Below are 20900 nucleotides of genomic sequence, written 5' to 3' on the forward strand. Positions count from 1 at the left end.
CAAATGAGTAGAAATGACCAAAAAGATTCTGATCCTGTCCGTCTTCGTGGTGGCATCCTGTGGACTGGCGTATGAACTGATCGCCGGTGCGCTGTCGAGCTACCTGCTGGGCGACTCGGTGCTGCAGTTTTCCACGATTATCGGATGCTACCTGTTCGCGATGGGCGTGGGCGCGCATTTCTCCAAGTATGTGAAGGACGAGGATGTGCTGTCGCGCTTTGTCGATATCGAACTGGCGGTCGGCCTGATCGGCGGCGTGTCGGCGGCGGTGCTGTTCCTGACCTTCTCGTGGATGGCGGCGCCGTTCCGCACGCTGCTGTACACCATGGTGTTCCTGGTCGGCGCCTTCGTCGGCATGGAGGTGCCGCTGGTGATGCGTGCGCTGAATGCACGGCAGACGGAATTCAATGAGCTGGTCAGCCGGGTGCTGACCTTCGATTACCTGGGCGCGCTGGCGGTGTCGCTGCTGTTCCCGCTGGTGCTGGCGCCGTATCTGGGCCTGGTGCGCACCGGCTTTTTGTTCGGGATGCTGAATGTCGGCGTGGCCTTGTGGACAATCAAGGCGTTTTCCACAGAGCTGAAAAACGTCACCGGCCGTTTGCTGCGCGCCAGCGCGGTGCTGTGTGCGCTGGTGTTCGGCTTCGCCTTCGCCGACAAGCTGACTTACTGGGGCGAGCACGGCCTGTTCGGCGATGAAATCGTATTCGCCACCACCACGCCGTATCAGCGCCTGGTCATCACCAAATGGAAGGACGATACGCGCCTGTACATCAACGGCAACCTGCAATTCTCGTCGCGCGACGAGTACCGCTATCACGAAGCGCTGGTGCATCCGGTGCTGCAGCCGATGCCGTGGGCGCGGCGCGTGCTGGTGCTGGGCGGCGGCGACGGCCTGGCGCTGCGCGAGATCCTGCGCTATCCGAACATCGAGCATGTGACGCTGGTCGATCTCGATCCGGCCATGACCGGCGCCTTCACGAAGCGCGAGGAGCTGGTCAAGCTCAATCACGGCTCGTTCAGCGACAAGCGCGTGCGCGTGGTGAATGCCGATGCGGCCATCTGGTTGCAGCATAACGACGATATGTTCGACGCGGTGATCGTCGACTTCCCCGATCCCTCCAGCTTCGCGCTCGGCAAGCTGTATTCGGTGCCGTTCTACGGTATGGTGCGCAAGCACCTGGCGGCGAATGGCCTGATGGTGGTGCAATCGACGTCGCCGTTCTTTGCGCCGCACGCCTACTGGACCATCGATTCCACGCTGCGCGAGGTCGGCCTGAAAACCTATCCTTACCACGCCTATGTACCGTCGTTCGGCGAATGGGGCTTCATCCTGGCGACGCCGCAGGCGAACTACACGCCACCGACCAGCTACCGCCTGCCGATGCGCTACCTGAACGCCGACACCACGCGCGAGATGTTCATCTTCCCGCCCGATATGAAGGCGCTGCCGATGGAGCCGAACCGTCTCAACACCCAGTCGCTCGTGCATGAATTCGAGCAGGACTGGCGCCGGGTGATCCGCTGATGCTGCGCCGGTCATTCCTGGTCTGGGCTGGCGCTTCAGGGCTGGCCGCCGCCGGCAGCGGGCTGGCGTTCCAGCGCTGGCAGGAGATCACGCCGACGGTGCATTACGTCGGCCGCGACGAAGGCCACTTCCTGCGCGACCGCCGCGCGCTGCCGCCGCCATCGCAAGTTATCCACACCGATATCGCGATACTCGGTTCCGGCGTCTCCGGCCTCACGGCCGCATGGAAACTGAAAAAACTCGGCAAGACCGATGTGCTGATGATCGACGGCCCTCAGCCCTACGGCAACGCGGCCGGCGGCGCCTTCGATGAATACGAGTATCCGACCGGTGCGCACTATCTGCCGCTGCCGTCGCCGGAATCCACGCACGTGCGCGAAATCCTGGCGGACCTCGGCATCATCCAGAAGGATGCCTTTGCCGAGAAGCCGTACTACGACGAACGCTTCATCCTGCACGCGCCGGAGGAACGCCTGCTGTTCAACGGCCACTGGCAGGATGGCTTCATCCCCACCGACGGTGTGCCGCAATGGGAGCTGGAGGAACACAAGCGCTTCTTCGACGAAGTGCACCGCCTGCGCCAGACGCGCGGCGCCGATGGCCGCCGCGTGTTCGTGTTCCCGACCGTGCTGTCGTCGGAAGACCCGCAGTGGCAGGCGCTGGATCGCATTTCGCTGAAGCAGTGGATGGACCAGAACAACTACAAGTCGCCGACGCTGCACTGGTATCTGAATTACTGCTGCCGCGACGATTACGGCACGCGCTACGACAAGGTGTCCGCCTGGGCCGGCCTGCACTACTATTGCAGCCGCTGGGGCCAGGCCGCCAACGCCGGCAACGGCGCGTGGCTGACATGGCCGGGCGGCTTGCAGCCGCTGGCTTCCGGCATCGAGCGCGCAGCGCAGATCAAGCGCATGGCCGGCACGGCGGTCTCGCTGAAGAAGACGGCGGACGGCGTCGAGGCGCTGTGCTTCAAGCTGGAAAACGGCAAGCCGACCAGCTATCTGGTGCGCGCGCGCAAAGCCATCTGCGCGATGCCGACCTATGTGGCGGCGCGGGTTGTGGATAACATCGGCGAATACGGTTTCGACGCCGCCAGACACGTGCCGGAATATGCGCCGTGGATGGTGGCGAACTTCCTGCTCAAGCGTTTTCCCGACGAACTTCCGAACCAGCCGCTGTCCTGGGATAACGTGGTGTACAGCGAGCCGGGACTGGGCTTCGTGGTCTCCACCCACCAGGATATCCGCGTGCGGCCGCCGGAAAAGACGGTGTTCAGCGCCTACGTCGCGCTGTCCGACCGCAAGGCCAGTACGGCGCGGCACTGGATGGCGTCCGCCAGTCCGGAGGAGCTGCTGGCGCTGGCCGGCGCCGACCTGAAAACCGCCTACGGCGCGCAGTTTGCCTCCTGTGTGGAACGGGTCGACATCACCCTAAGGGGGCACGCGATGGCTGTCCCTTGGCCCGGTTTCCGCAACAACGCCGGCATGAGAGCATTGCGCGAGGTGGATGGTTCCATCCTGTTTGCTCACGCCGACCTGTCCGGCTTCTCCGTTTTCGAGGAAGCCGCCTGGTGGGGATACCGCGCGGCACAGTTAGCCGCTCAATGATAAGCTCAAGCCATGACACATAATGCCCGCCAGCGCTTTCGCGCCCCTAAAAAACTGAAACTGCGCGACGAGGATGCCGATGACGCAGCCTTCTCCAGCCGCGCCGCCAATCCCGATCTGGGCAAGTCCAAGGCCAAGGCGCTGGACCTGAAGCGCACCGCCGCGCTGATCGACCGCATCGCCGCCTTGCAGGACAAGCTGTACGCGCAGCACAAGCAGAAAGTGCTGCTGGTCTTGCAGGGCACGGACACCGGCGGCAAGGACGGCACGGTGCGCGCGCTGTTCAACGGCATCAGCCCCATGGGCCTGCGCGCGGTGGCGTTCAAGGCGCCGACCGATAACGAACTGGCGCACGATTATCTGTGGCGTGTGCACCAGTATGTGCCGGCCAACGGCGAGATCGCCATCTTCAACCGCAGTCATTACGAAGATGTGCTGATCACCAGGGTGCAGGGCTGGATCGATGACGAGGAATGCCAGCGCCGCTACGCGCAGATCCGCGATTTCGAGCGCATGCTGGCGGAGACGGGCACGGTGATCATCAAGGTGTTCCTGCATATCTCGAAGGAAGAACAGCGCGAGCGTTTGCAGGAGCGCCTGGACGATCCGGACAAGCAGTGGAAATTCAATCCGGAAGACATCAAGCAACGCGAAAAATGGGACGACTATCAGCGCTCATATGAGAAAGCGATCCGCGAAACGGATGCGCCGCACGCGCCGTGGTATGTGGTGCCGGCCAACTCCAAGACCCATCGCAACCTGGTGATCGCCAGCCTGCTGCTGGAAACGCTGGAAGGCATGGAGCTGAGTTATCCACCACCGCATCCGGACCTGTCGTCATTCACCGTGGAGTAAGGGAGATGACTTATGCTGCAATTGAAAGATCCGAGCCTGCTGCGACAGCAGGCCTACATCAACGGCGTGTGGACCGGCGCTGACGGCGGCGCCACGCTGGCCGTCACCAATCCCGCCACCGGCGAGCAAATCGGCACCGTGCCGGTGATGGGCGCGGCCGAAACCAGGCGCGCCATCGAGGCCGCCAACGCCGCCTGGCCGGCCTGGCGCAAGAAACCGGCCGCCGAGCGCGCCCGCATCCTGCGCAAGTGGAATGACCTGATCCTGGAAAACACCGACGACCTGGCGCTGCTGATGACGGCGGAGCAGGGCAAGCCGCTCGGCGAATCGCGCGGCGAGGTGGCCTACGGCGCGTCCTTCATCGAATGGTTCGGCGAGGAAGCCAAGCGCGTGTCCGGCGAGACGCTGGCGTCGCCGTGGCCGGACCGCCGCATCCTGGTGACCAAGGAACCGATCGGCGTCTGTGCCGCCATCACGCCGTGGAATTTTCCGATTGCGATGATCACCCGCAAGGCCGGCCCGGCGCTGGCGGCCGGTTGCCCGATGGTGCTCAAGCCGGCCGAATCCACGCCGTACAGCGCGCTGGCGCTGGCGGTATTGGCGGAACGCGCCGGCGTGCCTGCGGGCGTGTTCAGCGTCCTCACCGGCAAGTCGAAGGACATCGGCGGCGAGATGACGTCCAATCCGCTGGTGCGCAAGGTGAGTTTCACCGGCTCGACGGCGGTCGGCCGGCTGCTGATGGAACAGAGCGCGCCGACGATCAAGAAGCTGTCGCTGGAATTGGGCGGCAATGCGCCGTTTATCGTGTTCGATGACGCCGACCTGGATGCGGCGGTGGAAGGCGCCATCGCCTCCAAGTACCGCAACGCCGGCCAGACCTGCGTGTGCGCCAACCGCATCTATGTGCAGGACGGCGTGTACGAAGCGTTCGCGCAAAAGCTGGTGGCCGCGGTGGGCAAGCTCAAGGTCGGCAATGGCGTCGACGACGGCGTGACACAAGGCCCCCTGATCGATGAAAAGGCGGTGCAGAAGGTCGAGCAGCACGTGGCCGACGCGCTGGCCAAAGGCGGCCGCCTGCTGTTGGGCGGCAAGCGTCACGAGCTGGGACACAGTTTTTTCCAGCCCACCGTGATTGCCGATGTGAGCAGCGACATGATCGTCGCGAAAGAAGAGACTTTCGGTCCGCTGGCGCCGCTGTTCCGCTTCCAGACCGACGACGACGCCATCGCGCTGGCCAACAACACCGAGTTCGGCCTGGCCAGCTATTTCTATTCGCGTGACGTCGGCCGCATCTGGCGCGTGGCGGAAGGACTGGAGAGCGGCATGGTGGGCGTCAACACCGGCCTGATCTCGACCGAGGTGGCGCCGTTCGGCGGCGTCAAGCAGTCCGGCCTGGGGCGCGAAGGTTCTCACCTCGGCATCGAGGACTACCTGGTGGTCAAGTACATCTGCCTCGGCGGCATATAAGCGCGGTAGCGGCGGCGCTGGTCAGCCGGTCCACCATGCGTTTCACGGCCGCCATCTGGCGGCCATTTTTTTGCGCGTAGCGCGTGTCGTCGTAGGCCCACCAGTCCCAGCACGCGTTGGGATTCATGAAGGTGGCGACGGTCTGTGGATACAGGATGATCAGGCGGTTGCTGTCGGCCCAGGCGTTGTAGCCGGCGTGGCGCACGAAGGTGACGCCGATGTGGTCCAGGTTCTGCTGGCAGCCGTGGAAGGCCACGTGCAGCCGGCAGCCGGCGCTGTTTTCGCAGGACGCCGGCACGTACAGGTAGCCGGTATCCGCCATGCCGTGCCACGCCGGCAGGGCGATGAATTCGGTCTGGTCGAAGGCGATGAAGCGGCCGCTCAGCGTGCCGCTGTTGCGCGCGGCCAGCGGACCGTAAATCCATTTCAGCAGTTCGCCGGCGGCGTCGTAGTTGCAGTTGCTGATGTAGGGCGAACCGAGGTCAGAACAGGCGTTGCCGTAGGTATCGGTGGGAATGCTGTGTTCGGCGCTGAGGTCGCGCTTGTAGAAGATGCGGTTGGCGTCGATGTAGTGCCGGTAGTAGGTGAGCAGGTCGTTCATCACCGCTTGCGGCACCACCGAGTCCAGGGTGCCGGACAGCATCCACACGCGGTGGTTGGCCAGCGCGCTGGGCGTATCGATGGTCTGCGTGGCGGCGAACCAGTCGGTGAGGGCGATCAGGTCCGGCACGCGGGTGCCGCCGGGGCGTACGCGGCAGGCGAACAGCTCGGTGGTGCAGCTGCAGCTGGTGGTCGCGGTGAACACGCTGCCTTGCGAGCAGAAGTAGGGACCGCCGGCGATCACGCCCGCGCCGATCACGGTGCGCGAAAACGCCACCTCGAACTGCACCGCCATGAAGGCGCCGGAAGACAGTCCGGATACGCTGACCTGGCCGGCATGCATGGCCGGTAACGACTCCACCTGCGCCTGCGCTGCGCTGAAAAACAGCCACAACAAACACCATACAATGCGCATGATCACCCCCGTCCTTCCCGCCCGCGTGGGAATGACGATAGCGCTGCGGGGTGCAATTTGCTTAATCTGGGTCAATCGTGCGAGGGGCACCAATTTGGACTAGAATGAATTTTCTTTCATTCTTTCTTATCCGACACCATGTCCAAGACGCTTGCCCAACTGTGCCTCGTTTCCTCGCTGACCGTACTGGCCGGCGCTCCCGTGTTTGCACAAACGCCTGCCGCTGCGCCGGCGGCTGCGGCAACTGCTCCCGGCAGCTGCCCGGCTATCCTCAAGCAAACTTTCAAGCGCCTGCAGGACGATACGCCGCAGGACCTGTGCCAGTACGCCGGCAAGGTGATCCTGGTGGTCAACACCGCCAGCTACTGCGGCTACACCAACCAGTACGAAGGCCTGGAAGGCCTGTACGCCAAATACGGCAGCAAAGGCCTGGTGGTGCTGGGCTTCCCGTCGAACGACTTCGGCCAGCAGGAGCCGGGCAGCAGCAAGGAAATCGCCGATTTCTGCTACAACACCTACGGCGTGAAATTCCCGATGTTCGCCAAATCGGTGGTGTCGGGCAAGGAGCCGAATCCGCTGTTCGCCAACCTGATCAAGGCAACCGGCAAGGCGCCGGCGTGGAACTTCCACAAATACCTGATCGACCGCAACGGCAATGTCGTCACCAACTTCGGCAGCAAGATCACGCCAAGCGACAAATCGCTGGTCAGCGCCGTCGAAAAAGCGCTGGGTTCCTAAGCGCGGGCCAGCTCGAAACCTTCATCGAGCCAGCCGGTGATGCCGCCGGTCATCAGCTTGACCGGCCGGCCCAGCTGCGCCAGCCGCACGGCGGCGCGCGCCGCGCCGTTGCAGTGCGGGCCGGCGCAGTACACCACGAACAGTGTCGCCGCCGGAAATTCGGCGAGCTTCGAGCCGATGATCTTGCGATGCGCCAGATCCAGCGCGCCGGGCACATGGCCGGCCGCGTACTTTTCCGTTCCCCGTACATCCAGCAGCACGAAGTCCGGCTGGCCGCTGGACATGGCGTCGTGCACGTCCCAGCAATCGGTTTCGTAGCGGAAGCTGGCGTCGAAGTGGGCCAGCGCTGCGGCGCTGTCGGCGGCGGGAATGGCGGTAACGAGGGACATCGGAAACTCCTGTGATTGGTGAGCGATGACGTCATTGTGCGTGGCCGCAGCCGCGTCCAGAAGTGGCGCGTATGCCATTCTGCGGTAAGATTGCGCCATGAAAAAACATCTGGTGGTGGCGCTGGCTTACGATCGCCTGTGCACGTTCGAGTTCGGCTGCACGGTCGAACTGTTTGCGCTGGAACGTCCGGAACTGGGCGTGGACTGGTACGACTTCGCCGTCTGCGCGGTGGAAGAGGGGCCGATACGCGCGGCCGGCGGCATCACGGTGCAGGCGCCCTATCAGCCGGAGCTGTTGGCGCTGGCCGACACCATCATCATTCCCGGCTGGCGCGACGCCGACGAACTGCCGCCGTCGCCGTTGCTGGACTGGATACGCGCCGCCCACGCGCGCGGCGCGCGGCTGTGTTCGATCTGCTCCGGCGTCTTCGTGCTGGCCGCCGCCGGCGTGCTGGATGGCCAGCGCGCGACGACACACTGGCGCTACGCCGAGCGGCTGGCGCAGCGCCATCCGCGCATCGAGGTGCAGCCCGATCATCTGTATGTGGATAACGGACAAGTTATCACGGCCGCCGGTTCGGCCGCCGGGCTGGACATGCTGCTGCACCTGGTGCGGCGCGACCATGGCGCGCGGATCGGCAACCTGGTGGCGCAGCGGCTGGTGGTGGCGCCGCATCGCGAGGGCGGCCAGGCGCAGTTCCTGCCGCGTCCCATGGCGCAGGGCGAGCAGGGGCGCTTGTCGAAATTGATGGACTGGCTGCGCAGCCATCCGGCGCAGCAGCACACGGTGGCCAGCATGGCGCAGCGCGCGGCCATGAGTCCGCGCACCTTGCAGCGGCAGTTCCAGCAGGCTACCGGGTTGGGACCGGTGGAATGGCTGATCCGCGAGCGCGTGGCCATCGTCAAGGAGATGCTGGAAGAGCCGGATGTGCCGCTGGCGCAGATTGCCGAGCGCGCCGGCTTCGGTTCGGAGGAATCGTTGCGCCATCATTTCCGGCGGCTCGCGGCAACCACACCGGGCGCGTATCGGAAGCGCTTCGTGCTAACCTGAAGTCCTCACCACCTGGGAGACAGTCATGGCCTACGTAGACGGTTTTGTGATTCCGGTGCCCAAGGACAAGCTTGAGGCGTACAAGAAAATGTCGCGGGAATGCGGCGCGGTGTGGCGGGAACTCGGCGCGCTGGAGTTTCGCGAGACGGTGGCGGACGATGCGCCGCCAGGGAAGCTGACCTCGTTTCCGCAGAGTGTGATGCTGGAGGAGGGGGAGGTGGTGGTGTTTTCGTGGATTGTTTATGAGTCGCGTGCACGGCGCGATGAGATCAATGGCAAGGTGATGAAGGATGCGCGGGTTGCGGCGTTCATGGACCCGCTGAATATGCCGTTTGATGCCAAGCGCATGATCTATGGCGGGTTTGAGATGATGATTGATTTGTAGCGGGGTTGACGCTGTGCGGCACCCCGGCAACCCGCACACCGCTGCGGCCAGGGTCTGACCCCGCAGGGGTCAGACCCTTTCGTCAGGGGTACTAACGACGCGCAATGCGCCGCGCAGCGCGTTGCATAGGACGATTTCTTCTGCTGCCGCCAGCATCGTGCGGGTTATTACCCCTTCGCTGGCGTTCCAGTCCGGATCGTCCAGCAGCACGCCGCGCATTACGCCGGGCAGCACGCCGCTGCTCAGCGGCGGCGTCAGCCAGCGGCCGTCCACCCGCACGAACACATTGCTGCGCCCACCCTCCGTCAATTCGCCACGCTCATTGAAGAACAGCGTATCGAACGCCCCCACCGCCTCGGCATCACGCCACGCCGCATCGTAGCGTTGTCGAATGCTGGTCTTGTGACGCAAGAACAAATCGTCGCTGCTGGTGGCATCCTCGGCCAGCAGCACGCGCACCGGTTCGATCAATGGCGACAACGGCGCATGCTGCACCGAAAAGGCGCCGGACGGGTTCAGCGCCAGCCGCAGCCGGTAAGCCGCATGCTGCGGCTCCAGCATGGCGCAAGCGGTATCCAGATACGCCTCCGCCGCCTTCGCATCCCACGGAAAACCGAAATACGCCGCCGACGCCGCCAGCCGCTGCACATGCCGCTCGCGATGACGCACACCGCCACCCGGCGTGGCGCGCATGGTTTCGAAAATGTCGAAGTCGTTTTGCAGGCCGGTGAGGAAGCGCGCCTTCAGTTTGCACTCGGCGTATTCGTCACTGGCGTTGCTGTCGAAGACGATGCCGGCGCCGACGCCCATTTCGCCACGCCGCACGCCATCCGCACCCTGCGGCTGCAAGGTCAGCGTGCGGATCGGCACCGACATGCAGAAGTCGCCGACCTTGCCGCGGCTGCCGTCCTTGCGCGGATCGAACCAGCCGATGGCGCCGGTGTAGATGCCGCGCGCATCCGGTTCCAGCTCGCGGATGATTTCCATGGTGCGGCGTTTCGGCGCGCCGGTGATCGAGCCGCAGGGATACAGCGCGTCGAAGATGTCGGCCAGCGTGGCGTCTTCGCGCAGCCGCGCGGTGATGGTCGACGTCATCTGCAGCACGCTGGCGTAGCGGTGCACTTCAAACAGCGCCGGCACTTCGACGCTGCCGGTCACCGCCACGCGCGCGATGTCGTTGCGCAGCAGGTCGACGATCATCAGGTTCTCGGCGCGGTTCTTCGGATCGGCGGCCAGGTTGGTGGCGCGCAGGATGTTCTCGGCGGTCTGCGCCGGCGGCGCGGCCGGCGCCGTGCCTTTCATCGGCCGCGCGGTCAGCACGTCATCCTCATGGCGCACGAACAGTTCCGGCGACAGCGACAGCACCGCCGTGCCGTCGTCCAGCGCGATCAGCGCGCCATAGGGCACCGGCTGGCGGCCGCGCAGCCGCGTGTACAGGGCGTGGATGCCGCCAAACGCGTCAAAACGCAGCCTGAAGGTGTAATTGACCTGGTAGGTGTCGCCGGCCGCAATATAGTCGTGAATGCGCGCCAGGGCGCCGCTAAACGCTTCCTGATCGATATTGGGATGGATGTTGGCGATGCCGGCCGGGCGGTCGATGGGGAAGGAGCGCGCCGCCAGCCAGTCGCCGACTTCGGCCGCCGTCAGCAGCGCGCAGTGCTTGAACAGCAGGATCTGCGCCAGCGGCGTGGCGCGCGCGCGCGGCGGCGCCTGGTCCGGCGCCCGCGCCAGCAGTTCTTCGCCAAGCTCGTAGCTGCACACGGTCACCGCGTATTCGCCGCGCGCCAGCGCCGCCTGCATCTGGTCCAGCAGTTGCGGCCACGTTGCGATGTCGTCGCAGCGCAGCGTGCCGGCGTGGCCGGTGTACAGGCGCGAACGGCTGCCGGTCTGGAGACCTTGCGGGCTGGCGTCGTCCAGCAGGGCGAATACTTCGGTGGTCATGACTTACGATAGCAACAGGGTGATATGCAGCGCCGCATCCTGCGACGGATTGTTCTTGAAGCCGCTCTTGGCGTAACGGTGCCAGCGGCCGATGACAAAACTGGTCAGCATCGCCGCGCGCGCGGTGGCGTCGGCTTCGTGCGCCTGGCCTTCGCTGGCGGCCAGACGCAGCGCCTGTTTCAGCGCCAGCTCCACGCGGTCATAGAACTGGTTCATGCGCAGTTGCAGGCGGTCGTCTTCATTCACCAGCGCCTCGCCGATCAGCACCCGCGTCATGCCGGGATTCTGGCTGGCGAAGTTGAGCAGCATGCCGACAATGTCGCGCGCCTGCGCCAGGCCGTCGGTCTGGCGGTCGGCGATCTGGTTGATCAGGCCGAAGACGGTTGATTCGATGAACTCGATCAGTCCTTCGAACATCTGCGCCTTGCTGGCGAAATGCCGGTACAGCGCGGCTTCCGAAAAGGCCAGCTTGCGCGCCAGCGCAGCGGTGGTGATCTTGTCGCCCTTGGGCTGTTCCAGCATCTCCGCCAGCGCCTGCAGAATCTGCAAACGGCGCTGGCCTGGCGGTGTGCTTGCCATATGATCTCGCGGGTTAAATAGTGAGTTGGTCAGCGCAACTGGTGCAGGCGTGACGGCAGGTTTCTGACGGATTTTACTTTGACATCGACGTAAGCGGGGCGAATTAACCTTTTTTGCGGATGGGCCAGGCCGGCCGTGTCGCCAATGGTCAGGTATTGCGTGACCCAGGCGGTGCGCATCCCCAGCTCGCGCGCGCTGCGCAAATTGGCCAGCGTGTCTTCCACCAGGATGCAGCGGCGCGGCGTCAATTGGTGGCGGCGCATCAGCTTGCGCAACATCAGCTTGGATGGCTTGGGCCGCATGTGGCGGTGAACCGTCATTGCCTCCACTGCGATGTGGTGCTGGAAGTGGCGCTGCAAGCCCAGGTGCCGCAGCACCTGCGACGAATAGCGGTGCGGCGCATTGGTCAGCAAAATTTTGCGGCCGGGCAGGCGGCGCAGCAGCTGGCGCAGGCCGCGTTCGGCGCGGATCATCGCGTTGAGGTCGTCGAAGCGGTGGGTTTCATCGAGAAAGTGCGTGGCCTTGACGCCATGGTGCTTGACCACGCCCAGCGTGGTGGCGCCGTAGCGTTGCCAGTACATGGTGCGGGTGGCGTTCACCAGCTCTTCGCTGGCGGGCGTGACGCCGTCTCCCAGCAGCCGCGCGAGGTAGGCGTTCATGCCCGCCATGATCGAGGGGAAGATGGCGTGCGAGGCGTTGTGCAGGGTGTTATCAAGATCAAACAGCCATACGGGTGTGGAGCGGGTAATATTCACGTCATCTCTATCAGCAAAGGTCACGAATGCGCCGCCAGATTATAGTGTTGTTCTGCAGTTTGTTCTTGTTTGCCTTCGGTCCGGCCGCGGCGGCGGAGCAGGGCGCGGCGCCGAACCGCGGCGCGCTGTTCAAGGTGCAGCAGGGCGGGCACACGCTGTACCTGTTCGGCACCATCCACGTCGGCGCCAGGGATTTCTATCCGCTGGAGCCGCGCCTGGCCGGCCTGCTGAAGAACGCGCCGGCGCTGGCGCTGGAGATCGATCCGCTCGGCGATCCGCAACAGCTGGCGCGCGCGGTGCAGCAGCACGGCCTGGCCGCCAAGGGCGCGCCGGCATTGGCGCCGGCGTGGCGCCAGCGGCTCGACCGTTTGCTCCAGCAGTACAACATCGAACCGCAGACGGTGGCGGCGATGAAGCCGTGGCTGCTGGCCAGCCTGCTGACCGTCAGCGAATTTGCCGCGCAGGGTTACGAGGCGTCGCTGGCGGTGGATGCGCACCTGTCGAAGCAGGCGCATGACGCCGGCCAGAAAATCGTCGAGCTGGAATCGGCCGACAGCCAGATGGCGCTGTTCGACCAGATGTCGGCGGCCGAGCAGCTGGTGTTCCTGCAGGAGGCCATCGAAGGCATCGAGGACAAGGAGCAGGCCTACCAGGCGCGCGAGATCGCCGACGCGTGGCGCCATGCCGACGTCAAGGCGCTGGAGGCGCTGGCGTTGAAGGCGGAGCAGGATCAGACCTTCTCGGGCCGTTTCGTGCAGAAGGTGTTGCTGGAAGGCCGCAATCCAGCGCTGGCCGACGGCATGGTCAAACTGATGGCGCGTGAAAACAACAGTGTGGCGGCAATCGGCGTGCTGCATCTGATCGGCAAGACAAGCGTGCCGGAACTGCTGCGCAAACGCGGGCTGACGGTGGAACGGATTTACTAAGGGGGAAGGGTACTGCAGGAGAGATGGTGCCCTTTACGTGGATTGAACACGTGGCCTCTCCCTTACCAAGGGAGTGCTCTACCACTGAGCTAAAAGGGCATACAAATGTGGCGGTTTCACCGACTTCCGGCGAGACCGCCTTTTTTTCAGTGAGACCGGATCATAGTGCCAAATGCCTGCTCGGTCAAGACTTCGAGCAACAAAGAATGCTCAATTCGTCCATCAATGATGTGAACGGTGTTGACGCCGGACTTGGCCGCATCCAGGGCTGATGAAATTTTAGGCAGCATGCCGCCCGAAATCGTGCCGTCGGCGAACATCTCGTCGATCTCGCGCGCCGACAGGTCGGTCACCAGGTTGCCCTGCTTGTCCTGCACGCCGGCGATGTTGGTCATCATGATCAGCTTTTCGGCTTTCAGGATTTCCGCGATCTTGCCGGCGACGACGTCGGCGTTGATGTTGTAGGCCTGGCCGTCCTGGCCGAAACCGATCGGCGAGATGATCGGGATGAAGGCGTCGTCCTGCAGCGCTTTCACAACGGCCGGATTGATCGCTTCGATTTCGCCGACGAAGCCGATGTCGAGCGTCTGGCCTGGATTGTCCTTGTCGGGCATGGCCATCTTGCGGGCGCGGATCAGGCCGCCGTCCTTGCCGGTCAGGCCGACTGCCTGGCCGCCGTAGTGATTAATCAACATCACGATGTCCTGCTGCACTTCGCCGCCCAGCACCCACTCCACCACTTCCATGGTTTCTTCGTCGGTAATGCGCATGCCTTGCACGAAGGTGCCTTGCTTGCCGATTTTTTTCAGTGCGTTGTCGATCTGCGGACCGCCGCCGTGCACGACGACCGGATTCATGCCCACCAGTTTGAGCAAAATGACATCGCGCGCGAAGCCGTGTTTCAGGCGTTCGTCGGTCATGGCGTTGCCGCCGTATTTGATGACAATGGTTTTGCCGTGGTAGTTACGGATGTAAGGGAGAGCCTCAGCCAAAATCTGCGCCTTGATTTGCGGAGCGACCGCAGTCAAATCGTCATTCATGCCTAAGTTCAAATTGGTCAGTTGGGTCATGGCGAGTCCGGTAGAAAGATTTTGGGCGCAATTTTACAGCCTGTTGGCGCTTCAAGTACGCATTATAGGGCCATCCGGTTGTAATTTCCTGCAAGCTCCATTACGCTGAGGCGATGAGTACCTGTTCCCGCTGCGGCACGCAGTTCTCCTGCGCCATGAAGGATGCCGATCCAGCCCTCTCCGACCAGCCATGCTGGTGCACCTACCTGCCGCCGTCGGTGCCGGTGCCGTCCGCGCCCGGCGCCAGTTGCTGGTGCCCGGCGTGTCTGAAGCAGCACATCATTGAGCAGTCGCAAACCTTGCCGGATAAGCCACTCGACAATAGCGCATAACCCCGGTATGGGAGCGCTCCAATGAACTCCACCTCGCTTGACAATCAAAGTAGCGGTATCCAAGATGGCCATCTAGTCCGCATCGTGCGGCTGGAGACCAATATGGACAACGTCACCAGCATTCTCGCCTCCTTGCAGCGCACGGAAGAGACGCACCATCAGGAAATGTTGATGCGTTTCGACGAACTGCGCGATCGCATCGACGACGGCCGCCGCGAAGCACAAGCGCGGCTAGAGCAGGCTCGTCAGGAAGCCCGCATACGTTTAGAGCAAAGCGAAGCCCGGTACGACCAAGCCAGACAGGCGGCGCTGGTGGCGCGAATGGATCTTCATGATCAGCAAGCCGTGATGCGCGATCAAAATCTGACGAACCGCATCGACAAGCTCACCTTCTGGATGGCCGGGCTGATGATCACCAATGTGCTCACCATTGCCGGTCTCATCCTGCGAAAGTTTTAATCAGCTCACCGTGCGGAAGAAGCGCAGCATTTCGCGGCTGGCGTCCGGGCCTTTGGCGTCGGTGTAGCTGCCGGACGAACTGCCGCCCGACCACGCATGGCCGGCGCCATGCACCACCCAGTGTTCGCCCAGCGGCGTGCCATCCGCCGTGGTGTGCGTGGTCTGCGTGTAGCTGTAGCCGTTCGGCACCGCACCCGATTGCACCGACGGCCGCGCGCCGCGATGGTGATGCAGCCGCTGCGCCATCACCTGCTCGCCGTTGCGTGGATTGACCGTGGTGTCGCTGTCGCCATGGAAGACGATGATCGGCTGCGAACCATTGCCCGCCTTGGCCGCCTTGTTGACGCCGCGCTTCATGGCCGTCAGCGCCGACGGCAAATCCTGCGCCGACGCAAACGGCAAGCCCGAGTGCACACCGACCGCCGCAAACAGCTCCGGATACAACGTGCCGACAATCACCGCCATCGCACCGCCGGCCGACAGGCCCGCCACATACACCTGGCGTTCATTGACCGGATACGTCTCGATGATCTGCTGCGCGATGCCGGCAATGATGGACGGCTCGCCCTGTCCGCGCTGCTGGTCGATCGCATTGAACCAGTTCCAGCACTTGGAGTGATTGGCATTGGCCGGCTGCTCCGGATACACCACGAAACAGCCCATTTCCTCCGCCACCTGATTCATCTGCGTTCCGGCCGCGAAGTCATCCGGATTCTGCGTGCAGCCGTGCAGCATCACCAGCAGCGGCATGGCCTGGCCGTGGTAGCTCGACGGGATGTACAGCTTGTAGTTGCGCATGCCGGCGTGATTGCTGTAGCTGCCGCGGATAAATTGCGCGCCTTCCGGCAACGGCTCCGACGCCGGCGCATGATGCAGCGAACCGAGATCGATGGCGCGGTCCAGATTGGCCTGTAGATCCAGCTTGATGCCCATGCGGTTCAGCATGTCCTGCGCGAACTCGGCCGGATGCGTGGCCGGATTCGGCGCCTGGGCGCGCGCATGCGCCGCCTCCTGCTCCGGCGTGGACGGCGCCGCGTTGGGTGGCGGCGGATTAATATCGCGCATGGTCGGTTGTGCGGCCGGGCGATGCAGATGCATGCCCTTGCCGAGTATTTGCTGCGCAGCTTCGCGCATTTGCGTTAAAAAATTGAGCTTCATGGCACTCCTTAATGGATGCGCGTCGCCAGTGCGGTCTTGAGGACAGCGCTGGCGTGCAGCGAGCCGAGTACAAAAATGGATTCGATCGTCGCCAGCGCCAGTTCGACCGAAACGTCGCTGGCGATGCTGGCCAGGCCCAGTACCTGGATCTGCAGCCGCTCGCCCGCCGCCTGGATCGCTTCCAGGTCGGCGCGCGAATAGTGCTGCATGCCCAGTACCAGGCTCTTGCGCGCCACGGTCTGCTTGACCACCTCGGCGTGCTGGTTCAGCTGATTGCGGATTGCCGTGCGTATCAGATCGGTACGATTCGAGTAAAACCCTTCCTGTACCAGCAGGTCAATCTGTCCTAAGTCGATCGGACCGAGATTGATGGTGATCTTTTCTGATTCGGCAGTCTTCAGCTTGATTTCTTGCTTGGCCACGTATATCTCCATCTATTAGCCATCTATATGGATGGTGAGTCTACGCTTTCAAGCCCCCAAGTCAAGCGGCTTCGCGGCATAATGGCTGCATGAGTGAAGTAAACAACATAAGCGCGCCGCCTGTCCCCTCCCCTTGTGTCAGTCTGTGCAAGATGGACATGGAGCGGCGCTATTGCATGGGCTGCCTGCGCACCATCGAGGAAATCATCGCCTGGAGCAAGGCCGACGACGTCTACAAGCGCGCGGTGTGGGCGGAACTGCCGCTGCGCCGGCAAACCATCCGATTCGACGAGGAAGAATGAACGCGCTGCCGGATTCGATACAGGTGTTTGAGCGCGGTTGGCTCTCTTCCAACAACATCGTGCTGCTGGGCCGCCACGACACGGCGATTATCGATACCGGCTACGTCAGCCACGCGCCGCAGACGCTGGAACTGGTGCGCCACGTGCTGCACGGCCGCCATCTGGACCAGATCCTCAACACCCATTTGCATTCCGACCATTGCGGCGGCAACGCCATCCTGCAGGCGCATTTCGGCTGCAAGACCTCGATTCCCGTGGCGGAAGCCGACAAGGTGCGCCACTGGGACGTGGAAGCGCTCAGCTTCAAGGCCACCGGTCAGCGCTGCGACCGCTTCACCTTTGACGCCACCATCTCGCCCGGCGACGTGCTGCAACTGGCCGACATGGAATGGCAGGCGCTGGCCGCGCCGGGCCACGATCCGCACTCGCTGATCTTTTACTGTCCGCAAGAGAAGGTGCTGGTATCGGCCGACGCCTTGTGGGAAAACGGCTTCGGCGTCATCTTTCCCGAGCTGGAAGGCGCGTCCGGCTTTGCCGAAGAGCGCGCCACGCTGGACCTGATCGCCGGGCTGGACGTGCGCGTGGTCATTCCCGGCCACGGCGCGCCGTTCACCGACGTGGCCGGTGCGCTGGCCCGCGCCCGTTCGCGGCTGGAATACCTGTCGGCCGATCCGGTGCGCAACGCGCAGAACGCGCTGAAGGTGCTGCTCAAGTTCCTGCTGCTGGAACGCCAGCGCATCGCGCTGACCGATGTGCCGGTGCTGCTGACCTCGATGCCGGTGTTTGCGGCAGCAAATACCAACTTCCTCAAGCAGTCGCCGGAGGAACTCGGCAAATGGGCGGTCAGCCAATTGGTGCGCAGTGCAGCGGCCCATATCGATGGTGAGTACTTACTTAACGACTAAATGTAGAGTAATCGCCCTAGTTTAGGCACGATCGTACTATTTTCGATCTATAATCGTTCGCACCGATCAACTCACGTCAGCGAGTACGCCATGACCCTGCCAGCAGTCTTGCAAAACCTCACCCTTCCCGTCATCGCATCCCCGATGTTCATCGCCAGTGGTCCGGCGCTGGTGGCGGCCCAATGCAAGGCTGGCATCGTCGGCTCCTTCCCGGCGCTGAATGCGCGTCCGGCCGAGCTGCTGGATGTGTGGCTGACCGATCTGCAAAAAGAGCTGGCCGAGTTCCAGGCCGCCAACCCGGACAAGCGCGTCGGCCCGATCGCCGTCAACCAGATCGTGCACCAGTCGAACGACCGCCTGGCGCATGACGTGGAAGTGTGTGTGAAGCACCAGATTCCGATCATCATTTCTTCGCTGCGCGCGCCGCCGAAAGAGATGCTGGACGCCATCCACAGCTACGGCGGCATCGTGCTGCACGACATCGTTTCGATCCGCCACGCGGAAAAAGCGCTGGAAGCCGGCGTTGACGGCCTGATCCTGGTGGCCAGCGGCGCCGGCGGCCATGCCGGCACGCTGTCGCCGTTCGCGCTGGTGGGCGAGGTGCGCAAGTTCTTCAAGGGACCGATCGCGCTGTCCGGCTCGATTGCCACCGGCGATGCCATCCTGGCGGCCCAGGCCATGGGGGCGGACTTCGCGTACATCGGCTCGCGCTGGCTGGCGACCAAGGAATCCAACGTCAGCGACGGTTATCGCGAGGCGATCGTGGAATCGACGGCGGCAGATATCGTCTATTCGAACCTGTTCACCGGCGTTCACGGCAATTACCTGAAAAAATCCATCGTGGCCGCCGGCCTCGACCCGGACGCGCTGCCGACCGCCGACAAGACCGCGATGAACTTCGGCTCCAGCAGCGCCAAAGCCTGGCGCGACATCTGGGGCGCAGGCCAGGGCGTGGGCCTGATGGACGACATTCCATCGGCCGGCGAAATGGTCGAACGCCTCAAGCGCGAGTACGACGCCGCCCGCGCCCGCCTGGCCTTGTAAATATTGCATTTTTCAGTTGCTTTTCAGGTAATATGGCCTGAACACAATTGGAGATGCCATGAAAATGCAGCACACCTTGTTTATCGCGGCGCTGGTCCTGAGCAGCGCCGCCGCTCACGCAGACGTCGAGACCGTGATCGTTCCGGCGCCTGCCGTACATTGCGTGCAGCCGTCGATTCCCGCCATGTCATCCTCCACCGTCGGCGTGAAGCGCGTTGCCCGGCAAATCGCCCAATGGCGCGAATGCGCCGGCGAATTGATGGCGCGCGACCGCAGCGAAGAAACGCAAGCCGCCGTCGCCGCTGTGGAAGCCCGCGTCGCCGCCTGGATGAACGCCACCGCGCGCTACAACAACGGCCAGGCCCAGGGGCGTGTGGCACAAACCCAGCTGGAACGCGATTGGCGCGAGGCGTATGTGACCCGTACCGGCAGTTACGCCGGCGTGCGCTACAACGCACCTGCGCCGGACAACGCCAACTGGCTCGAAGTGACTCAATAATCACTCGGTAACAGCCAGGCTGGCGCGCGCCGTCGGCTTGCCGCGTACCCAGACGGTGTCCACGGTGTCGTAGGCGCGCACGTCCTTCAATGGCGATTCCTTCATCAGCACCAGGTTGGCCAGCTTGCCCGGCTCAATGGTGCCGACATCCTTGTCCAGGTGGAAGGCGCGGGCATTGTTGATAGTGGCCGCCTTTAAAATCTGCTCCAGCGACAGGCCGGCTTTGCGCAGGTTCTGCATCTCCAGGTAGCCGTTCAGGCCGGGGATGTTGCCGTAGGTTGGCGACGACGGCGTGTCGGTGCCGAACAGGAAGTTCGCGTTCTTGCTCGCCAAATAGGCAACCACCTGGCGCTGGCGGCGCAGCGGCGCTTCCATGCCCTGGCGGACTGCCTCGTCGGTTTGATCTTCTTCCGCCACTTCCTCCTTGAACCAGTTGCCTTCCGGCGTTTTCAGCCAGGCCAGCATGGTCGGCGGCAGCAGCCTGGCCAGCGCCGGCGTGTTCAGGTATTCCGGATCGACATAGGCGCGCAGGCCGTACAGCACCTGCATGGTTGGCTGGTAGCCGATATTGCGCTCGACGATTTTATCCAGCAGCTGCTTGATTTCGTCCGGCAGCTCAGGCGCATTGTTCATCGCGCCCCAGTGCCACATGCCGTGGGCCAACACGTCGACGCCGCCGTTGACGGCGAAGGTCTGCGCTTCGAAGGAATTGCCGTGCGTGACCAGCGTCAGGCCATCCCTGGTTGCCGCCGCGCGCACTTCGCCGTAGACGGCAGGACTCATCACCGGCAGGTTGCGCTGGTTGCCGAAGCCGTGTTCGTAGTGGGTTTTGACGCAGACCGCGCCATCCGCCTTGACGCGGGCGACACCTTTGGCCGGCGTGTAATCCTCCGGCTTGTAGCGCGCGGGAATTTTATCGGCCTGCGCCGGGTCGTAGATGAAGTTGGAAAACACCTCGAAGCGGTGTTCGGGCGGCGCGTAGGAAGAGGGATAGCCGTTGGCAAACACCAGCGGCGCGCCGCAGTCGTAAATATCCGGATGCAGCGGCATGGCCTTGACCCGGTCGATGAATTCGCGGCTGCCGGCAGCCAGGTCGATCACCGTCGTATAGCCATAATAGAGATAGGATCGCGGCATTTGCGCGAAGTAGGCCTTGGCCATCTCCTGCATGTGGTCGGCCTGCTCGAAGCTCATGCCGGGCACGGCAAACAGGTGGACGTGGGAGTCGATCAGGCCGGGCGTCAGGTAGTAGCCCTTGCCGTCGATGCGGGTGGCGCCTTTGGGCGCGGCGGCTTTGGTGTTGCGCTCCACGCGCACGATGCGTTCGTCCTGGATCAGGACGCTGCCGGTGTCGATGCGGTCCAGTTTTTCCGGCGACACCAGTTTGACGTTGGTGATCCAGGTCTGGCCGGCGAGGGCCGGCGCGCAGATGAACAGGCTGGCGAGAAGGTAGGTGAGTTTCATGCTGGGCTC

Annotated in this window: 23 protein-coding genes and 1 tRNA gene; 14 read left to right on the top strand and 10 right to left on the bottom strand. The window is 63.5% G+C overall.

The genetic code is table 11. The annotated features are described in order from the left end of the window. Positions 1 to 13: 13 nt before the first annotated feature. Genes GJ698_RS13055 through GJ698_RS13070 form a run of 4 tightly spaced genes read left to right on the top strand, consistent with a single transcriptional unit; the run spans position 14 to position 5457 of the window. On the top strand, positions 14 to 1525 hold the full coding sequence (locus GJ698_RS13055) for a polyamine aminopropyltransferase (RefSeq protein ID WP_154358057.1): 1512 nt from the start codon (positions 14 to 16) through the stop codon (positions 1523 to 1525). Beyond that, positions 1525 to 3135, top strand: a complete 1611-nt coding sequence (locus GJ698_RS13060) for an NAD(P)-binding protein (RefSeq protein ID WP_154358058.1) — start codon at positions 1525 to 1527, stop codon at positions 3133 to 3135. The genes GJ698_RS13055 and GJ698_RS13060 overlap by 1 nt, the downstream gene beginning before the upstream one ends. 12 nt (positions 3136 to 3147) lie before the next feature. After that, the gene (locus tag GJ698_RS13065; protein WP_154358059.1) at positions 3148 to 3990 is read left to right on the top strand and encodes a PPK2 family polyphosphate kinase; all 843 of its coding nucleotides are present in this window, start codon (positions 3148 to 3150) and stop codon (positions 3988 to 3990) included. A 12-nt stretch (positions 3991 to 4002) separates the two neighbouring features. Then, positions 4003 to 5457 (top strand): NAD-dependent succinate-semialdehyde dehydrogenase, encoded by a 1455-nt coding sequence (locus GJ698_RS13070; protein ID WP_154358060.1) that lies wholly within the window; start codon positions 4003 to 4005, stop codon positions 5455 to 5457. Here the strand turns inward: GJ698_RS13070 and GJ698_RS13075 are convergent. After that, a complete protein-coding gene (locus tag GJ698_RS13075) occupies positions 5429 to 6472 on the bottom strand; it encodes an extracellular catalytic domain type 2 short-chain-length polyhydroxyalkanoate depolymerase (RefSeq protein WP_229259967.1) in 1044 nt (347 codons plus the stop codon). The two genes, GJ698_RS13070 and GJ698_RS13075, sit on opposite strands and share 29 nt — an antisense overlap. A gap of 138 nt (positions 6473 to 6610) precedes the next feature. Between GJ698_RS13075 and GJ698_RS13080 the strand changes: the two genes are divergently transcribed. Continuing rightward, positions 6611 to 7210 carry a glutathione peroxidase gene (locus GJ698_RS13080; protein WP_154358061.1) on the top strand — a complete coding sequence of 200 codons (600 nt, stop codon included), beginning with the start codon at positions 6611 to 6613 and terminating at the stop codon, positions 7208 to 7210. Here GJ698_RS13080 and GJ698_RS13085 read toward each other — a convergent pair. Beyond that, positions 7207 to 7599: a rhodanese-like domain-containing protein gene (locus GJ698_RS13085; RefSeq protein WP_154358062.1), complete on the bottom strand. Its 393-nt coding sequence runs from the start codon at positions 7597 to 7599 to the stop codon at positions 7207 to 7209. The two genes, GJ698_RS13080 and GJ698_RS13085, sit on opposite strands and share 4 nt — an antisense overlap. Before the next feature lie 97 nt (positions 7600 to 7696). Here GJ698_RS13085 and ftrA point away from each other — a divergent pair, with 97 nt between their 5' ends. Further along, the gene (gene ftrA / locus GJ698_RS13090; RefSeq protein ID WP_154358063.1) at positions 7697 to 8650 is read left to right on the top strand and encodes a transcriptional regulator FtrA; all 954 of its coding nucleotides are present in this window, start codon (positions 7697 to 7699) and stop codon (positions 8648 to 8650) included. A 25-nt stretch (positions 8651 to 8675) separates the two neighbouring features. Then, positions 8676 to 9035: a DUF1428 domain-containing protein gene (locus GJ698_RS13095; protein WP_154358064.1), complete on the top strand. Its 360-nt coding sequence runs from the start codon at positions 8676 to 8678 to the stop codon at positions 9033 to 9035. 69 nt (positions 9036 to 9104) lie between these two features. Here GJ698_RS13095 and pabB read toward each other — a convergent pair whose 3' ends face one another. Genes pabB through GJ698_RS13110 form a run of 3 tightly spaced genes read right to left on the bottom strand, consistent with a single transcriptional unit; the run spans position 9105 to position 12310 of the window. Continuing rightward, complete coding sequence (gene pabB / locus GJ698_RS13100) at positions 9105 to 10976, bottom strand: aminodeoxychorismate synthase component I (protein WP_154358065.1); 1872 nt, start codon at positions 10974 to 10976, stop codon at positions 9105 to 9107. 3 nt (positions 10977 to 10979) lie between these two features. After that, positions 10980 to 11555 (bottom strand): nucleoid occlusion factor SlmA, encoded by a 576-nt coding sequence (slmA, locus tag GJ698_RS13105; protein ID WP_154358066.1) that lies wholly within the window; start codon positions 11553 to 11555, stop codon positions 10980 to 10982. Between the two features lie 29 nt (positions 11556 to 11584). Further along, positions 11585 to 12310, bottom strand: coding sequence for a pyrimidine 5'-nucleotidase (locus GJ698_RS13110; RefSeq protein ID WP_371865290.1), 726 nt, complete (start codon positions 12308 to 12310; stop codon positions 11585 to 11587). A gap of 65 nt (positions 12311 to 12375) precedes the next feature. On the opposite strand from GJ698_RS13110, the gene GJ698_RS13115 reads away from it, so the two are divergent. Then, the gene (locus tag GJ698_RS13115; protein ID WP_229259968.1) at positions 12376 to 13236 is read left to right on the top strand and encodes a TraB/GumN family protein; all 861 of its coding nucleotides are present in this window, start codon (positions 12376 to 12378) and stop codon (positions 13234 to 13236) included. Between the two features lie 24 nt (positions 13237 to 13260). On the opposite strand, the gene GJ698_RS13120 is transcribed toward GJ698_RS13115, so the two are convergent. Beyond that, positions 13261 to 13335, bottom strand: a tRNA-Thr gene (locus GJ698_RS13120). A gap of 47 nt (positions 13336 to 13382) precedes the next feature. Next, complete coding sequence (gene argB, locus GJ698_RS13125) at positions 13383 to 14276, bottom strand: acetylglutamate kinase (protein WP_154358068.1); 894 nt, start codon at positions 14274 to 14276, stop codon at positions 13383 to 13385. A 143-nt stretch (positions 14277 to 14419) separates the two neighbouring features. Between argB and GJ698_RS13130 the strand changes: the two genes are divergently transcribed. Continuing rightward, positions 14420 to 14638 carry a cysteine-rich CWC family protein gene (locus GJ698_RS13130; RefSeq protein ID WP_154358069.1) on the top strand — a complete coding sequence of 73 codons (219 nt, stop codon included), beginning with the start codon at positions 14420 to 14422 and terminating at the stop codon, positions 14636 to 14638. Positions 14639 to 14659: 21 nt separating this feature from the next. Further along, a complete protein-coding gene (locus GJ698_RS13135) occupies positions 14660 to 15097 on the top strand; it encodes a hypothetical protein (protein WP_154358070.1) in 438 nt (145 codons plus the stop codon). Here GJ698_RS13135 and GJ698_RS13140 read toward each other — a convergent pair whose 3' ends face one another. Together GJ698_RS13140 and GJ698_RS13145 are read right to left on the bottom strand one after the other, a co-directional pair. Continuing rightward, a complete protein-coding gene (locus tag GJ698_RS13140; protein ID WP_154358154.1) occupies positions 15098 to 16231 on the bottom strand; it encodes an extracellular catalytic domain type 1 short-chain-length polyhydroxyalkanoate depolymerase in 1134 nt (377 codons plus the stop codon). 32 nt (positions 16232 to 16263) lie between these two features. Continuing rightward, positions 16264 to 16677 (bottom strand): ribbon-helix-helix domain-containing protein, encoded by a 414-nt coding sequence (locus GJ698_RS13145; RefSeq protein ID WP_166455026.1) that lies wholly within the window; start codon positions 16675 to 16677, stop codon positions 16264 to 16266. 158 nt (positions 16678 to 16835) lie between these two features. Between GJ698_RS13145 and GJ698_RS13150 the strand changes: the two genes are divergently transcribed. From GJ698_RS13150 to GJ698_RS13165, 4 genes are all read left to right on the top strand, one after another. Further along, positions 16836 to 16979 (top strand): DUF1289 domain-containing protein, encoded by a 144-nt coding sequence (locus GJ698_RS13150; protein WP_307766654.1) that lies wholly within the window; start codon positions 16836 to 16838, stop codon positions 16977 to 16979. Next, positions 16976 to 17884, top strand: a complete 909-nt coding sequence (locus GJ698_RS13155; RefSeq protein ID WP_154358073.1) for an MBL fold metallo-hydrolase — start codon at positions 16976 to 16978, stop codon at positions 17882 to 17884. The genes GJ698_RS13150 and GJ698_RS13155 overlap by 4 nt, the downstream gene beginning before the upstream one ends. Positions 17885 to 17974: 90 nt before the next feature. Beyond that, positions 17975 to 18928: an NAD(P)H-dependent flavin oxidoreductase gene (locus GJ698_RS13160; protein ID WP_154358074.1), complete on the top strand. Its 954-nt coding sequence runs from the start codon at positions 17975 to 17977 to the stop codon at positions 18926 to 18928. Positions 18929 to 18986: 58 nt separating this feature from the next. After that, positions 18987 to 19427 carry a hypothetical protein gene (locus GJ698_RS13165; RefSeq protein WP_154358075.1) on the top strand — a complete coding sequence of 147 codons (441 nt, stop codon included), beginning with the start codon at positions 18987 to 18989 and terminating at the stop codon, positions 19425 to 19427. Here GJ698_RS13165 and GJ698_RS13170 read toward each other — a convergent pair whose 3' ends face one another. Then, positions 19428 to 20891 carry an amidohydrolase family protein gene (locus GJ698_RS13170; RefSeq protein ID WP_154358076.1) on the bottom strand — a complete coding sequence of 488 codons (1464 nt, stop codon included), beginning with the start codon at positions 20889 to 20891 and terminating at the stop codon, positions 19428 to 19430. It abuts the gene before it with no gap. Positions 20892 to 20900 lie beyond the last annotated feature (9 nt).

Origin of the sequence: Duganella aquatilis (assembly GCF_009674565.1) — a bacterium.
Lineage (GTDB): Bacteria > Pseudomonadota > Gammaproteobacteria > Burkholderiales > Burkholderiaceae_D > Rugamonas > Rugamonas aquatilis.